Source organism: Segatella copri (genome assembly GCF_015074785.1).
Lineage (GTDB): Bacteria > Bacteroidota > Bacteroidia > Bacteroidales > Bacteroidaceae > Prevotella.
In genome coordinates this window covers 22,126-36,159 of record NZ_CP042465.1, presented here as the reverse complement: position 1 = coordinate 36,159, position 14,034 = coordinate 22,126, and the positions used below count along the sequence as shown (strand labels likewise).

At 38.3% G+C, this 14,034-nt stretch carries 15 protein-coding genes; 1 reads left to right on the top strand and 14 read right to left on the bottom strand.

Going from position 1 to position 14,034, the window contains the following annotated elements; all coding sequences use genetic code 11:
* The 8 genes from FO447_RS15555 to FO447_RS15520 form a co-directional block, all read right to left on the bottom strand.
* Complete coding sequence (locus FO447_RS15555; protein ID WP_200758693.1) at positions 1 to 834, bottom strand: SDR family NAD(P)-dependent oxidoreductase; 834 nt, start codon at positions 832 to 834, stop codon at positions 1 to 3.
* A gap of 2 nt (positions 835 to 836) precedes the next feature.
* Positions 837 to 1,844 (bottom strand): glycosyltransferase family 2 protein, encoded by a 1,008-nt coding sequence (locus tag FO447_RS15550; protein WP_200758691.1) that lies wholly within the window; start codon positions 1,842 to 1,844, stop codon positions 837 to 839.
* The gene (locus FO447_RS15545; protein WP_200758689.1) at positions 1,841 to 3,256 is read right to left on the bottom strand and encodes a lipopolysaccharide biosynthesis protein; all 1,416 of its coding nucleotides are present in this window, start codon (positions 3,254 to 3,256) and stop codon (positions 1,841 to 1,843) included. The genes FO447_RS15550 and FO447_RS15545 overlap by 4 nt, the downstream gene beginning before the upstream one ends.
* Positions 3,243 to 4,367, bottom strand: coding sequence for a polysaccharide pyruvyl transferase family protein (locus tag FO447_RS15540; protein WP_200758687.1), 1,125 nt, complete (start codon positions 4,365 to 4,367; stop codon positions 3,243 to 3,245). Before FO447_RS15540 ends, FO447_RS15545 begins: the two co-directional genes overlap by 14 nt.
* A gap of 8 nt (positions 4,368 to 4,375) precedes the next feature.
* Positions 4,376 to 4,966, bottom strand: coding sequence for a dTDP-4-dehydrorhamnose 3,5-epimerase (rfbC, locus tag FO447_RS15535; protein WP_200758686.1), 591 nt, complete (start codon positions 4,964 to 4,966; stop codon positions 4,376 to 4,378).
* 5 nt (positions 4,967 to 4,971) lie between these two features.
* A complete protein-coding gene (gene rfbA / locus FO447_RS15530) occupies positions 4,972 to 5,880 on the bottom strand; it encodes a glucose-1-phosphate thymidylyltransferase RfbA (RefSeq protein ID WP_200758685.1) in 909 nt (302 codons plus the stop codon).
* A gap of 221 nt (positions 5,881 to 6,101) precedes the next feature.
* On the bottom strand, positions 6,102 to 6,374 hold the full coding sequence (locus FO447_RS15525; RefSeq protein ID WP_200758684.1) for a hypothetical protein: 273 nt from the start codon (positions 6,372 to 6,374) through the stop codon (positions 6,102 to 6,104).
* Positions 6,375 to 6,668: 294 nt separating this feature from the next.
* Complete coding sequence (locus FO447_RS15520) at positions 6,669 to 6,881, bottom strand: hypothetical protein (RefSeq protein WP_200758683.1); 213 nt, start codon at positions 6,879 to 6,881, stop codon at positions 6,669 to 6,671.
* A gap of 155 nt (positions 6,882 to 7,036) precedes the next feature.
* Between FO447_RS15520 and FO447_RS15515 the strand changes: the two genes are divergently transcribed.
* Positions 7,037 to 7,300, top strand: a complete 264-nt coding sequence (locus tag FO447_RS15515) for an HNH endonuclease signature motif containing protein (RefSeq protein WP_200758682.1) — start codon at positions 7,037 to 7,039, stop codon at positions 7,298 to 7,300.
* 173 nt (positions 7,301 to 7,473) lie between these two features.
* Here the strand turns inward: FO447_RS15515 and FO447_RS15510 are convergent, their stop codons facing one another.
* From FO447_RS15510 to FO447_RS15485, 6 genes are all read right to left on the bottom strand, one after another.
* Positions 7,474 to 7,866: a hypothetical protein gene (locus FO447_RS15510; protein ID WP_200758681.1), complete on the bottom strand. Its 393-nt coding sequence runs from the start codon at positions 7,864 to 7,866 to the stop codon at positions 7,474 to 7,476.
* 365 nt (positions 7,867 to 8,231) lie between these two features.
* A complete protein-coding gene (locus FO447_RS15505) occupies positions 8,232 to 8,753 on the bottom strand; it encodes a hypothetical protein (RefSeq protein WP_151202076.1) in 522 nt (173 codons plus the stop codon).
* Between the two features lie 85 nt (positions 8,754 to 8,838).
* A complete protein-coding gene (locus FO447_RS15500; RefSeq protein ID WP_200758680.1) occupies positions 8,839 to 9,447 on the bottom strand; it encodes a hypothetical protein in 609 nt (202 codons plus the stop codon).
* A 3-nt stretch (positions 9,448 to 9,450) separates the two neighbouring features.
* Positions 9,451 to 11,553, bottom strand: coding sequence for an ATP-binding protein (locus FO447_RS15495; protein ID WP_200758679.1), 2,103 nt, complete (start codon positions 11,551 to 11,553; stop codon positions 9,451 to 9,453).
* Positions 11,543 to 12,637, bottom strand: a complete 1,095-nt coding sequence (locus FO447_RS15490) for a DNA cytosine methyltransferase (protein ID WP_200758677.1) — start codon at positions 12,635 to 12,637, stop codon at positions 11,543 to 11,545. Before FO447_RS15490 ends, FO447_RS15495 begins: the two co-directional genes overlap by 11 nt.
* Positions 12,638 to 13,040: 403 nt before the next feature.
* A complete protein-coding gene (locus tag FO447_RS15485; protein ID WP_200758675.1) occupies positions 13,041 to 13,568 on the bottom strand; it encodes a hypothetical protein in 528 nt (175 codons plus the stop codon).
* Positions 13,569 to 14,034 lie beyond the last annotated feature (466 nt).

The following is a 14,034-nucleotide window of genomic DNA, read 5'->3' as shown; positions in this document are numbered from 1 at the left end:
TTATCTTATATCATACACACCTCTTCCACCAGACATATAAATCATCTGCCCAGTTATCATATTTCCCATATCACTTACCAAAAATAAAGCTAAATTAGCAACCTCTTCTGGCATTGCCATTCTACCAAAATGATTATGCTCAGTATCGATACTATCGCCCTCATTCCAATTGATTAGCCCGGTTGCTACTTCTCCTGGAGCAATTCCATTCACAACAATACCAAACGGTTGCATAATTTGAGCCATACCTAAAGTCATTCCTTCTAATGCTCTCTTAGATATTCTATAAGGCGACCATGATGGTTCCCCACCAGTAGAAGAACTAACATTAAGAATATGTCCTTTGATACCATTTTCTTTCATCCAGGAGGCAACTCTTTGACTGACAAAATAACAGCCTTTCAAATTAATATCCAACACCCTATCATATTCTGTTTCTGAAACAGTCCAAAAATCAACATTTTCGGTATGTGTACCTGCAGTATTCACTAAAATATCAATCTTGCCCCAAATAGATATAGCCTGAAGAACCATTTCGCTTATGTTAGAGAGTTTCTGTAAATCAAAACTAATGAATGCTAGATTCTCATGCAAAGGGAAAGAAGACTTTGCCTTTTCTACATTACGGGAAACAACTATAACTTTACATCCACTATCAACAAAAGAATTGACAATAGCTTTTCCTATTCCACCATGCCCCCCCATAACTAATGCGACTTTATCTCGCAAGAGATTTGGAATAGTAATCTGTGGAATGATTGGATGTATTTCTTTACGTTTAGTTTCTTTAATATACCAACGTAATAAATTCTTTACTTTATTAGCTATACTCATAATTATAGATTTTTTAAATCTTTTTCTAAAGCTTTTCTATTTTTCTTGATAATGTATTTTGCATAAGTTATAGGAAACATTGTAATAAGTATCATCTTAATTTTATGTTTCCAAGTCACTTCACTACGTAAAAGGACGGAAGGAAGCATCGCCTTTGTTTGTACAAGACACTCCTCGTATTCCTTTGCATATTCTTGTTTAGAATTTGTTGCAGTAATCAGCATCAGTATAAAATGATAGCAACTCCAAATATGATAATTGACAGCAGCTTTAAGACGCTTTGTTGGATGAACCAACTTATTACCAATATTCTTGGTGTTCCACAAAGCGTTTGTACCCATAACTACTTTAAAATTGGTAAGTCCGCTTCCAGCATTATTCAATCTATAATTATAAACTTTACGGGAGCCTACCCCAACATGGTTAGCACATTGGGCAGCCATACAGGAGAACCAATGACCTTCTCCAGACCAAGGCACATTAAAATCAATATGATTATCTTTAATCAAACTCGTTTTATAAAGTTTGTTCCATGGTCCAATAGGTATTTTAGGATAAATTATCTGAACTGCAGCTTCCTCTGCATTCCAAGTTTCAATATTATCCGCAGTAACTTGCTCCCTATCTCGTGTAGTAAAAATATACTTACTCATAGACATATCTGAACCTGTATCTACAGCAAGTTTTAAAAGATATTCAACATAATCTGGTTCCAGCCAATCATCGCCATCTATGATAGAGAGATATTCACCAGTAACCATTTCCAAACCTTTATTGCGTGCATCACAAGCTCCACCATTTTTCTTATGAAGAACTTTTATTCTAGAATCTAGTGCAGCATATTTATCACAAATTTCACCACTATTATCAGGCGATCCATCATCAACAAGGATAACTTCAATATTCTTGTAAGTCTGGTCAATAATTGAGGTAATCAACTTATCTAAAAACTTAGCAGAATTGTAAATGGCTACAATTATAGATACTTTTATCGATTGATTTTCTTTCATCGTTTTATAAATTTATTCGTTATTTTATTCATTACTATTGATAACAGCTCTTTATTAAGTAACAGCAATACTACAATTGCTAATAGTTGCAAAATAAAAAATAATATGTTATCAGGAAATATGAAAAGAAGAACTGTCTGGATACAAAGAATAAGATATCCAAAAACATCCTTGAAAAGATTAATCTTCATGTTCATGTATTTACTAACACTCTTGATTCGCAAATACCAGATGAATCCATATGAGACAGGAGAAGCTATAGCAGCACCCATAACTCCAACTTTCCAAACCAGCACAAAGGTTAGCATAAGATTAGCCACAGCTCCCATTATACTTGTTTTGGCAAATATCTTAGTATCTTTAGTCGCTGCAAAAATTCCTCCAACATAACCGCTTAATGCTCCAAATACTGAAGCTATAAGCAAAAACGGCACATATTTCCATGCATTATAAAAGTCATTTGCATACAAAAACTTAGCCATGACCCTTGAAAGCATAATCAACACTGAACATACCAGAACCATACACAAATTATACGATTGGTACATCCGGGTAAAGAATCCATTTTTATCATCTTTATCATACCCTTGAACTGCCGACATTGTCCAAGCTTGGCTAAATATACCTTGAAACATCACCAAAATAGATGGTATTTTATAACTAACCGAATAAATACCATTGGCTGCAATGCCACAAAACCAAGTGATAATATAACGATTAGAAACACCATTAACCCACCATGATATATTATTCAAAATAAGTGGCTGACTATAGTTTACCATATCTCGGTGAAGCTGCTTATCACGTGATGTTATCTGAAAATATTTCCATCCCTTTATTGCCATAAACAAATAGATAGACTGACTAAAGCTTCCTATTATAGTTGCCAAGAAAAATCCTAGCAATCCCATATGAAGAGGTAAGAGAAATAACAAATTAAGAGCTATCATGACAGCAGAACTCAACACCCCAGATATTGCAACTTCCTTAACTTTATCAATTCCTCGTACGAAATAATTTAAGAATCCACTAATAGCATTACTTGCAAATAATAAGAGAAAAAGTACTGGATAGTCGTTAACTATTGATATAACATCAAAGTAATAATTCAATCCAATTAATATGCCACCAAACAACACACTTGCAAACATGTGTAAACAGCAGATGGAAAAGATCTGCTTTCTATCCACATCCTTGTCTAAAGGAAAGCGCAATGCAGAATCACATATATTCAAAGAAAGAATGGGAACAAGCAACGATACAGTGGTATTCATCAAATCATAAGTACCATAATCGGCTGTAGAAAGAACATACGTATATAATGGGACTAAGAAGAAACTTAATAACTTCGTACCAAACTGTCCTATGGCCAACAGACCCGTATTTTTAGCCAGTTCCTTAACTTCTTTCATTCTGAACAATTTTTAATGCATTAATAAGATATTGCTGAGAATTTTGAATTTCTCTTTTTATGAGATGGTCAACCTGCCCGAAATCAATATCAGTAAGAGCATCAATAAATTCTAAGTGATTTTCATCAATTAGTCTCTCCTTTAGCCCTACCTTACCTAATAGGTTTTCTACTCTAGAATTCTGACTGGCAACATCATTATCTTTAAATCGCTTGAATACAACAAATGCCTTATTATATATCATTGAGAAAATTGCAGCATGAAAAGAGTCTGTCATTACATATGAAGCACTAGCTATCATATTAAGAAATTCTAGTGGACCAGCCGGCTCTGCTTCATCTATATGTAAATTAACCCCACATGCTTTAACTACTCTGACCTTTAAATTATGCAATTGAGCATAATTATATGCAGCCGATATATATTCTTGATTGTATGTCAGAAGATACAAAAACAAATATTTGTCTTGTTGTTTATTTAAATCATTATCAATTAATTGAAACCAGTCTTTACTATCTATAAGCAAAGTCGGGTCTACAACAACCTCTACTGGCTTTTCTGTAACTTCTTTCATGGCATTTACTGCTGTTTTTTCCCTCACCGAAATAAACGAAAAATCAGAAATTAATTCAGAAAAACGCTCCTTGCATTCAGAAGGAATGGATTTTACGCCTATACTTGGAGCATAAGCTATTTTCGGTTTTGAAGCAAAACTTGCAAAATAGAATTCATTTCCATTTCTTTTAAAACCACCAGGATTCCATATCTGATCGCTACCACACACAAAAGCATCATATCTTTGATTAACATCATACAAAGAAGCGACCTGATAATCTACATGTAAATATTTTTTTTTAAAAGCCTCATATAAAATACCAGATTCTCTATCTTTCTTAACTGATTTAAAAAGCTTCGGAAAGAAAAAGTGCTTGATATATTCTTTAATCGCTATTCTTATTTTCAAACTTAATGGTTGTTTAACAGAATATTGGTAATCATTTAATAATTCCACATCATAACCATTTCTGCGAAGAAAGCTCTGCAAAGCATATGCTTGAAGAAACGTACCAAAATTATGATAACAACACCATGTTATAATTCCTACCCTCATACAAACCTTTATATTTTGTATAAATCTACATTGATATCGAATGGTGAATCGAAGTCCTTCAACATCGCATGCTTCGTATCTTTCTCTGAGAGATTAGCATGCTCTGTTGGGATTTTCCAATCAATACCGAGGGTTTCATCGAGAATCGAGATACCTCCATCTGCCTCTGGATGATAGAAGTTATCACACTTGTACTGGAAGACGGCTGTTTCTGAGAGAACAGCGAAACCATGAGCAAAGCCCTTTGGGATAAAGAACTGGCGATGATTGTCTTCTGTCAGTTCTACAGCCACATGCTTACCATAAGTAGGGGAGCCCTTGCGAATATCTACTGCTACATCAAGCACTCTACCTTTTACGCAACGTACCAACTTGCTTTGGGTATAAGGTGGGCGCTGGAAGTGCAGACCTCGCATCACACCATAGCTGCTCATTGACTCATTGTCCTGGCAGAAGTGAACACTGTGTCCCAAGATTGAGGCAACCTTTTCTTCAAACTCTCGCTCGCTGAAACTCTCGAAGAAGTAGCCACGAGAGTCACGGAAGAGGCGTGGCTCTATAATGAGTACGCCTTCAATATCAGTTTTGATTATATTCATTGTTTCTAATATTCTAAATTCTTTTTTAATGTTTGTTCTTTCTCATCAAGTATTGAAAGGAGATACTTGCCATAGTCATTCTTCAGCATTGGCTGAGCATTCTCTCTTAATCTTTCTGCGGTAATCCAACCTTGACGGTATGCAATACCTTCCAAGCAAGCCACCTTCAAGCCCTGGCGCTTCTCCAGGACCTCAATAAAGGTGGAGGCTTCAGAAAGAGAATCATGAGTTCCTGTATCGAGCCAGGCGAATCCTCTTGCCATGGTCTGTACCTTCAGCTGCTTATCCTTCAGGAACTCCTGGTTGACAGTTGTGATTTCCAACTCACCACGAGCGGATGGCTTAATATGCTTGGCTACTTCCACTACCTTATTAGGGTAGAAGTATAAGCCTACCACAGCATAGTTGCTCTTTGGATGCTGAGGCTTCTCTTCAATGCTCAGGCAATTGCCTTGCTCATCAAACTCTGCCACGCCATATCGCTCAGGATCGCTGACACGATAACCGAAGACGGTTGCCTTGTCGTTCTGCTCAGCATCTGCCACTGCCTGATGCAGCATCAGGTTCAATCCTGCACCATAGAAGATATTATCACCTAATACGAGGCAAGCAGCCTCATCGCCAATGAATTTCTCTCCGATAATGAAGGCTTGGGCTAAGCCATCAGGTGATGGCTGCTCTGCATATTCGAACTTGACACCTAACTGGCTTCCATCGCCTAAAAGGCGTTTGAAACCTGGTAAATCAAATGGTGTTGAAATAATGAGTATCTCGCGGATACCTGCCAACATCAATACTGATATTGGGTAATATATCATCGGCTTATCAAAGATAGGTATCAGCTGCTTGCTGATACCCTTTGTGATGGGGTACAAGCGTGTTCCGCTTCCTCCTGCTAATACTATTCCTTTCATAATAATATGGTGTTTATTTTTCGAATCACCCCGTCCCTCTTTAGCCAAAGAGGGCTCCACTTTTCTCACCAAGCCTCTCTTCCCTCAGGGACGAGAGGATGTAACTGGCTACGCTATAGCCTCCGCCAGAGTTTTGGTAACACCAGCGGAGTCTTTACCCGCAAGGGGCTGGTGTTGGGTGTTTGACGCAACATAATTGCGAGTGTTTATCGGCTGGCGCATCATAGTAATCTACCACTATCACGTAATCGTTTCTTCATTCCTTGCAATGCACATTCTGCCCAAAGCTTATAGTCTTTCTTCATCGCTTCCTTCTCCTCTTCAGAGAAATCAGAATGCTCGATTTGAAACTCTACATACTTCTCAGCTGAATGCTTTGCATTATCAAGTTCTGCCTCTGAAACCTTTGCAGTTGTCATCCGCTCACCTATAATGGCACAGATATACCCCTCAACAAAGGCTGTAATGTAATCTTGGTTATTTCGATGAATCATAATAAACAAAATAGAATTAACTCTTAGATTGCTTAATCACTGAGCCCACTTTAAAAAGGGGTATATTTTGAATCCAGCATAACCAGTGTGGTCATTCAGAGTGAAACATAGCAATCGGCTCCGCTGGTGAACATCTTTCGAGAATTAGCCATGAAAGAGCCGAAAGTTTCTCTGATAGGCCCGAAAAGGGCAAATATCGATCTTTGAAATGTTGAAATCTGGAATATTACCATCCTTCTGAGGTTCATCCACATACATCTGCTATATGCATGCATACGATGTTTGAGCAAGCCCCTATCTTTGGTAGGCACCATCTGCATAAAGGTCTTCAATGGCAGAATTCGTGACGCGTTCGCTGTTTTCCACCGCCTCTTGAAGAAAATGGCAGTCTGCAAATACAGCTGTTTCCACCAGAACGGAAGTGATGATGCTAGGCTTGCCTTCCTCTACTGTCTCTGTGATGTTGGTCACATAGCCTTGCACCTTCTGGTCGATCTTGGTTGTCACGAGGCTATAGAACTGGTTCGGTAATTTACCAGCTATTTTTTACAATAATGTGACAATTTGTCTGCACTACGAATTTTGGCGGCATTTTTGCAGAATGAACAATATGCTTGGTATCTATCGTACCAAATCTTAGCATAGGAAGGAGGTGTAAAGCATTGACATACTCAAAAGAACAATTAGACCAGATTTTTGCCAAAGGCAAAGAGATTCCAGGGAAAGACCCTGCTCGCTATCGCAAGGACGCATGCGGTAATGAGATTTATCGACAGAGCTACGGTAAGGAGTCGCCCATGGGTTGGGAGGTTGACCACAAAAACCCAAAAGACAATGGTGGTACCAATAGTATGAGGAATCTACAGCCACTTCAGAGCAGTGAAAACTCAAGCAAAGGCGCCAAGTACCCTTACAAGAAGAAGTAAGACTATTCTTTTATTTTGCCAGCCATCCTGCCGAATGGCTGGCTTTTTTTGCTTTGAATCATGTAATATCCTTTTGGTTACACAAACAGGCGTGACCCATTACTTACCACCTCTCGATGTTTGTTATTATCACTTCCATAAGTCGGGTTCCTTTTTCTTATGTTGTTAATCTATCATACCCACTTTTTCAAGATATTCTCAGCCATACCCTTACAATCCTCCTTCGATGATCTCCATTTGCGAATCCATTCGATTGGTGCATGCGGTTCAAACTCCTTGGCATATTCCTCTACAGCCTCAACTGTCTTTCCCCATGTCCTTGTGGCAGTCACGGCAATATCAGGCTGCATCTTGTGGAAATATGCAATATTCCTATCAAGTTCAGCTCGGTTGTCACCCCATGTGCAGATGCACACTTTTTTGCCGTTCACCATGAAAGTGGCGCGGTAGTCGCTCTTGTTCCAGTGTAGGGTGTCTATCGGTTCTGGCAGCATCGTTGCCAGTTCCATAAACGTGGTGCTCTTCCCTACATTTGCACCACCGTATAGTGCTATAATCTTATCCATAAATGTTAAAATGTTAATTTGTTAACGCGTAACTCATCAAATCCCTGAAACCAGAAACTTAATGGTTCACTTGCGTTCAGCTCCTTGACACATACCTTGCCAACCTTACAGAAGGCTTTCAATTGTCGTTCACTACCCATCTGTTTCCATCAGAGCAGCACAAAGCGGTTTGCAATCAGCACCTGCATGCCGAATGCGGTGGGTCTGCCACCATCTCTTTAGAAGTTATAACAGAAATCTATCAAATATAGCCAATATCAGATTTCATTCTGTCTCAGGACACACTTTCACCTGCAAAGGTGCAAAATATTTATAAGACTACCAACTTTTTTATGAACAAAATCTTATCCCGAACTGGGGTATTTTTACGCTAAATCAGAAAACAATAAATCATCTTCTCCTTCAAAAACAAGAGACTCCAAATTGTTTATCATTAGCATCTTTTGAAAGTTATCCTCAAAAGAATTAGATGGCATATCTTTAATCGTATTTTTATATGTGGATATCATACATTCCTTTGCATCCTTCTTAGATTTTCCAGAAAGAAAATCTTTCAAGCCCTGAAGAGCACATTTCAAGAATAACTCTTCGTCAGTTCCTATCATCCATGAGTCTGAGTAACCTACGAAGAATTTAATTCCAATTCTTATTAACTCATCTTTTAAATCTAGACCTGAATAACAAGCTAAAGCGTAAAGTCCTTTGTTGGCAAAATTATAGTTTGTTGTATGGATAGAGATGACTTCTTCGTTATTTTCGTTGATAATCTCACCATTTATGCCATGAGAGACAATAACACAAAGAGAGTTACTCTCCATCTTTCCACAAACTTTATCTGCATTTAAGTTAGGTGGACATACGCTCTCAAATGTTATCTTGTTATCCAAACAAGCTTGTTTCGCTTCATCTGAGCAAGACTCGAAAAAATGATGTAATTCCGTATTACAATCATTGTTGTATGCAATCAAAACACTACTCATTAGCCTCCGAGTTTTCAGTAAATTGATAGATATAGAACTGATTCACCATCTTTTCAAATGATTTCCCAATCGTGGATTGTTTGCGAAGTTCTTCCAATATTTTTTGCCATGTAATCGTTTGGTCAAAAGTCCTAAAAGCAATCTTGTCAGAACATTCGGGATGATTAATGAGCCATTGCTCTAAGATACAATCAAATCTAGTAACCCAATTTTTCTGTATCTTGTCAATCAGCCCAAACGTCACGTCAATGTCTTGGCTGCGATCTAAAAAAAAGAAATTCTCTTCGTTCATCATATCAATAACCGACTGAGCTGGAAATGAGGTTACAGGATTAGCTGACATCATTATCACATATAGTAAAGATGTTTTTTTTCGTATTTCTTTCAGAATGTCTATCCCTTTGGTAGGTAAACCACTAAAGTTCCAGTCAAGAAATACAATCATCCTACTATTTATGTTTTCTAGAACAAAATCTAAGCCCTCTTGCGGATTCTTAAAGACATGACTATAATCAGCATTTTTATAATGCTTTCTGATATTCTGAACGATAGGTTCATTTACGTCTAGATTATCATCAATAAATACTACTTTGAAATCCATACTTTAATGTTTAAAGGGTATAACAATTTTTACCGTAGTCCCAATCTCACCAAATTCACTGTCCTCAATAGACACAGTTCCCTTCAAAGATTCTACTCTGGTCTTAACAATGTATAAGCCAACACCAGCCCCGCCTTTATCTTGAGTGGTAGTATAGTATAGGGCAAATACTTGCTCTCTGCGTTCTACAGGGATTCCAACCCCAGTATCCGAAACCTTAATGACAAGATTATTGGAGAGTGCTTCATAGGACACCTTTAGGATCTTGGTTTTGGCATTTGCCATTGCCTTAATCGAATTGTCAATCAGATTTTGAAGGATGTCTCTAAAGAACTGCTTATTAATTGTCAACTTGAGTTGAACAGGGAAAGAACTATCAACCTTGATGTTTTCTTGATCAAATATATGGCTGTAGTCATTCAAAATTTCTTCGAAAATCTCCTTTAAAACAATTTCTTCAGGATTCAGATTGGACTGCGAGTAACTCAGCATAAAGTCAATCACCCGGTTCAGCACCTTGTATTTTTGGAACATTTCTTTTGCGTATAATTTGAAAAGTTCTTCTTCTTCTGGATCAGGGTAATAACGATAGAAAAATTCAATTCTATCCTTCATCTGATTTAAAGTGGTACGAACGGCATGTGCAATCTGTATGGCATAGTCTTGCAGTGACATGATGCTCATATAGATATTCTCTTTACGCGTAAAGTCCTCTTCTACCTTCTTCTGTTCCTTGATTGCATTTTTTACTGACTGCCCAGTCTTTTTTGCTTGTTTGATAAGAATATCAACCGTGGGCTTTAAACTGGAGTTCTGCTGTGCAAAGTCGGAAATCGTAGTGATGAATTGGTTTATATTTTCAGATGCAGAATTTAGCTCAGTAGAAACTTCTTCTTTCTGTTTCTTACGCATGGTCTCTTTATAGGCTTGTAATGCATTTAGCTGAAGTACGATAAAGTCCTTGAATTTACGATAAGCCTCATTATCAACAAAATCTTGTCTGTTGGTAGCATCAATAATATTTGGGTTTCCATCACGAGTCAATTCGATGGAGCCAAGAAATTCACGCGTACTTATTCTGTTGAAAATATCTTGCCACACACGCTTGTCAATTCCTAAGATATCTCTTTTTTTATCTTGATCCTTGTTTGCCTCGGCAAATGGTGTGGTGATGATGCCATCTCTATAGACTTTGAAACCATCTATCGAATCGTTGGGGTATGCTTTGCGATATTTGGCACGAGCAGGTCCATCAAAGAAATATACTCTCATTTTGATTCCACCAAAGTCTTTATCTATGGGTATATTTCGAGATTTAAAAGAACTACTTTTTTTATCAAAAAATATACTTTCCTGAGTGTTGTTCTTTTCGTTAAAATCGATTGTAAATGAAGCTGTCGCTATATCTGTCTCCTCAATTGTATGAATTGCATTTTGATTGATTCCGAATTCATCGGCTACCACACGAACTTGAAATTCATCATTTTTATTAACAAAAGGAGATCTGATCTTCGATATCTGACGAATGAGTTGTTCTATTTCGCTTTTGGTCCAATACTCTCTGATAGCCGAGATAACCAACTTTGTACCCGATTCTGAGAGTTTGTCTGCGGGAGAATATTGGTAATCGTTTTCAATATCAGTAAACAGCAGTATGTCATTGGTATCATTATGTTCGTAGAAAGACCAATCAATTACAACATTCAGCCATTCCTTTTCACCCGCTGTTTTGGTAATAATGCGAGTCTTGTCACCTAGCTTATCAACAGCAAACCGTCCAATTCCTTTTTCGCCTACGCATCTTCGGCGAAAAGGTTCTGGAGAATAGGGATTTTTACGTTTAGATGACGTTCCAATAACCATCCATTTGTCCCTGATATCTTCAAAAGACATGCCACAGCCATCGTCGATAATTTCTATGACAGCATTTTGTTTGTCAGCCCCCACATTTGTGAATCGAACAGTAACCTGACATGCATTGGCATCATAGCAATTTTTCACCAATTCGAATAGAGCCGTGACTCTATCTGTAATGAGCTCACGACCTATCAAGCGAAAAGTCGAAACATCAAATCGCCATTTTAAGGTTTGATTTTTATCTTTCATTTGGCGTATTTCTAATATGTTGAATAATACTTTCTGCAATTACTTCCCCAAGTCTGGGAGGTACAGCATTCCCGATGTATCTAGAGGCTACACCAATAGATATTGAATCCTCGTTGTCAAAGAAGGCATAAGAACGAGGGAAGGTTTGCAACAGTGCCGCTTCTCTAACAGAAATAGCCCTATCTTGGTCGGGATGACCGAATCTTCCATTTCCCAAACCCGTACATTGCGTGGTCATGGTAGGACTAGGCTTGTCCCATCGCATTCTTCCATATACACTACCAAAACTTTTTCCACCCTTTCTTTTATGACATTCCAAAACCAGCTCTGATGGCCAGTCTTTCCAACTACCTCCTGCTGGAGTCGCCTTGATGCGCTGCAAATTCTTTTCTGATAGGAAACAACATCTGTGTAGGGAGTCAGTGGAGCTAGCCTCGCCAGCTTTTAAAGGAGGCAAGTTTCCAATAGTATCTCGTACTGTTTTATAATTATCGGGGGTACAAGTTTCCTTAATCAAATCTATAGGACCTAGCCGAGATGCCAATAAAACCAACCTCTTTCGCGTCTGAGGAATACCATAATCTGGGCAATATACTACATGATACGAAACGTTATATTTTGCTTCTTTTAGCGTATGTACAAAATCGCCAAAAACATCTTTCTCATTAAAAGTAAGAAGGGATGGTACATTTTCCATTGTTATAATATCTGGCTGAACTTCCTTCACCAATCTACCGAATTCGTATAGTAAATCATACTTATTCGGATCTTTCTCTTTGTTTTTGAATGCATAAGAAGAAAACGGCTGACATGGTGCACAACCAGCCAACACCTTGATGGATTTCTTTGAATAGTATTTGTTTATATCTATTCCATGAACCTCCTTGATATCCTTATAATTGAATTTGGCTTCGTTGTTAGTTTCATATGCATATTTACAAGTTGCATCTAAATCAAATCCAGCAAGAATGGAAAAGCCCTTAGATTTCATTCCAAAACTCAACCCACCAATACCACAAAACAAATCAACCACCTCTATTTTAGGCAGTTTTCCTCTTCGTTTATGTGATTTAATTTCTTTCATTGTTCGTAATTAAATTAATGACTCCACTTTAAAAAGTGTGTTAAATTTGAATTAAATATATGCCTTGGAAAGTTTTTACGCTATCCTTGGCGTTAACTAACTTTGGCGGCAAGTTGGCAAACGACCAGTTTATACAGCGTCAAAAATGCCTCTTATTGCCTAAATATAGTCCCAAAGTTGGGCGATTCGGTCTTTGAACTATTTTGTTGCCATCTGGAGTAAATCACCGTTAGAACGTAACTACTGATTTTCAGTAGTTAGCACATCCAATAATTTTTCAAAAAAAGCATATTATTAATTGGTATTGCCAAAGCTGCCATTTAGGCAGCCTTGACATTCTCCGTATATCACCATTACATCGTACCCACTATATTATAGCGTCAGAAGCATTCCTCAATGCAAGCTAAAGTAACTTTTGCTCTTCTATTACCAACTTACTCAATACCGGCATGAGCTTTTCTATCTTGCGGCACTTCACCTTATTATAATAGAAGTCTATATCATCGAGGAGGTCATAAGCCTGGTCTTCTGGCATATCACCACCATAACCGCCAGCGACTATCGTTATGGCGGCAAGCTTACGAGCATCTAAGTGGATACGGAAATCGTACATGCTTCGAAGGATTACAGGAAGGGTATTGTATATGACGTTACAATAGTGAAGCAGGTCTTTGAAATCTTCTGATTCAGTTAAGTATGCTTCGAGCATCTCTTCCTGATATTGGCGGAGAAGCAATAAGTACTTTTCCTTGCCTACCTTACCTTTGATATTTTGGGTCATAACCCAGAACAGGGCATGGGATAGAACGATTTTATCTTCTGAAGGGTGATAATAGAAGAGGTCGTCTTCTGGGCTATTCGACTTAGCCCATTGTTCTTCTAACTTACCAATCATTTCCTTTCGAAAGGAATTTCTTTCTTCTTTGTTCATTGTATTATATTGTTTTTTCGACTCCCCTGTCCCCCTCTTGCGAAGAGGGGGTCCTTACCCTATACCCAAGCCCTAAATCCCTACCATAGGGATTAGGGATGTAACCGCCCTACAGTGCTATCTGTTCGAAAACCTACCCGTCCTTCCTTACCGTTAAGGAAGGCTCCACCTCTCACCCCGACCCTCTCTCCTCAGGAGCGAGGGAGGAAACCGCCCTACTCGGTGCTCGGAACCGCTACGCTCTAAGGTTGGCGGACCATCAAAGGTCTTCGTCATATTGTGCGGGATGGGACCGCCAGGGGACATCTTGATGATGGGGACCGCCTTACTATAGCTTGCTGATTGGGAACGCATGGGGACGGCTTGCTGGTTGGAATCACCATATTTGTTCCTCATTGCAGTATCGCTCTGCACTGGTCGTCGCTCGAATGAGGAGTTTATTCTTTTTAAGTCCCACAGATTGCAC